Annotated in this window: 2 protein-coding genes; both read left to right on the forward strand. The window is 65.3% G+C overall.

Going from position 1 to position 2445, the window contains the following annotated elements; genetic code table 11:
• The coding region (locus WAO18_RS11195; protein ID WP_422206352.1) for a helix-turn-helix transcriptional regulator at nt 1-1664 on the forward strand (1664 nt) is incomplete at its 5' end.
• Nucleotides 1665-1751: 87 nt separating this feature from the next.
• Nucleotides 1752-2445: AAA family ATPase (locus WAO18_RS11200; RefSeq protein ID WP_422206353.1), on the forward strand; the 694-nt coding region annotated here is incomplete at its 3' end.

The raw sequence follows: 2445 nt of genomic DNA on the forward strand, positions 1-2445 counted from the left end.
GCGCCGAGCCGGGAGACCGAGAGGCGATCGACGCGCTGCGCCAAGCCGCCCAATCGGTCGGCCGCGGCGACGCGAGCGCGGCCGCCGAATTGAGCAGGCGCGCGTTGGAGCTATTGCCCACCGACGACCTTGACTACGGGTCACTCGTCTCCGAAACGGTGGAGTGGCTGAATCGGGCCACCCGATATGACGAGGCCCAAGACCTTGCCGACAGCGCGCTCGCCACGGAGCTGTCACAAGACGACGAAGCCGAGATTCGGCTGGGGATGGCCGCGGGAATCGAGGACCCGGAGCAACGCATTGCCGAGATCCGTCGCGCACTGCGGTTGGTCGGCATCAACGACATCACCAGGGCGCGCCATCAGGCATGGTTGGTCTACTTCGAGGTGGTCAACGGCTTCCAGGCGGACGCCTCGGCCGCGAACGTGGCGGCGGCTGCGGCCACGGCGACCGGTGATTTAGAAGCCCGGATCATCAGCGACACCGCGCTTGCCCTGATTGACTATCAGGACGGTTATGCGGTGCGCGCGCTTCGGCGCATGGACGAGGTAGAAGCGTTGACCCGCAGCGGCGAGGCGACCTTCGGCGGCATATACGCGGCCAAGCGCCGCGCAGGCCTGATCGTTTGCACTGGCAGCTTGGAGGAAGCCGGCGCGCAGGTTGCCCTGGGTACCCAGAAAGCGCATCGCGAGCGCAACGCGATGGCGCTTCCCGGTTGGACCCACCTGGGCGGGATGGTTCATGCGGCGGCGGGTCGTTTAGCCACGGCGCGTGACACCATCGAGGCACTGCCCCGGCGTGAATGGGCGAACAGTACCGAAGTCAACATTGAGCGGATACTCGTTCTGGCTGATGTAGCCGCACGGACAGATGACCGAAAGTTATTGCAAGACTTGGTGTCTGAGGCGCTGGGGCTATATTCCAGCACCTCGCCGTTAATGTCCTGCGGCGCGGCTTACGTGGCCGCGCTTGCCGCGTGGCAGCGTGGCGACGTGCACGATGCGGTGCGCTGGCTCATGGGCCAGAACACGCGTGTCATCACACCGCTGTGGCCGAACGTGTTAGACCAGGTCATCTTGATGTCGCGGGTGGCGTCAGCTGCCGGTGATGCCGGGTTGCGCGCGCGAGTGCTGCAGAGCATCGAGGTGCTCGAACGCGAGCGCCCCGGGGTGGCGTTGTTCGCGGCGGTCGCACAGGAAGCTCGCGGAATCCTGGAACGCGACGCCGATGCGCTGCTGGAAGCGGCCGACGCGTTGAGTCCGTGGCGTCCGCTTCTTTATGCCGGTGCCGCCGAGGACGCTGCGGGCGAATTAGCGCGTGCAGGGCGCGATCCGGAGGCAATCGAGAACCTCAATAAGGCATTCGACACTTTCGTGGAATGCGAAGCCCTCGCCGATGCCCGCCGGGTCGGCCGCACGCTGCGCCGATTAGGCGTCGAACGGCGCATCATCACCCACCCACGGGCAAAATCGGGCTGGGACAGCCTCACCGACTCCGAACTCACGGTGATCAATCTGATCGCTGAAGGGTTGACCAACCGCTCCGTCGCGCAGCAACTGCAGCTGTCCCCTCACACGGTGAAAACCCACGTACGCAATGCGTTTGCCAAGCTGGGCGTCGCTTCCCGCGCTCAATTGACGCAACTCATGCGCCACTCGGATTGATCGAAGCAAAACCAAATAGATGACGTGGCCCGGCCTACAATGACGTGCAGTTCAGTAGCATCCGGTACATCGTGAACAGGACACCCGGTGCGCCCTTCAACCGGCCTTTTTGACGTCGGCGGCCAGCGGCTGGTCACTCCGCCGATTCGCGGGCGGGCAGACGAGCTGAAGGTGATCGGCGCCATGGTTGCCGCGGTGGGCCAGGGGCGCGGGGACGTGCTGGTCATCGAGGGCCCACCCGGCATCGGCAAGAGCCGCCTGTTGACTGAGGTGTTGGCGCTGGCCGACAAATCCGGGGTGCGCACGTTGTTCGGTGAGGCGTTCGAGTATCAGCAAACCGTGCCGTTTTTCTCGCTGTTCATGGCCACACTCAACGCCGATCCCCCGGTGGGAGACGCCGAGGCGCTGCGCAAACTTGGCGGCTCGGCAGATCTGCGCTACTGGGTGGTGCACGATCTGGCCGACGCGATTCATGCCGCGGCCCTGCAGGAGCCGCTGGTGATTGTGTTGGAGGACATTCACTGGGCTGATAACGGCACGCTGTTGGCACTGCGGTCACTGGCCACCGCGCGCCCGGACGTGGCGGTGCTCTGGGTATTGACCGCCCGCACCGGGGCCGGCGGTCCGGCGATACAGGAGACGCTGTCAGTGCTGCAACGCGCGAATGCCACCTTCGTGCGACTGGCGGCCATGACGCCGGACGCGGTCACCGACATGGTCCAAGACGCCGTGCGAGCGAAAGCCGATGCGTCACTGCTGAATCTGGCCGCCAAGGCACACG

The organism is Mycobacterium sp. (genome assembly GCF_049278535.1).
Classification (GTDB): Bacteria; Actinomycetota; Actinomycetes; order Mycobacteriales; family Mycobacteriaceae; genus Mycobacterium.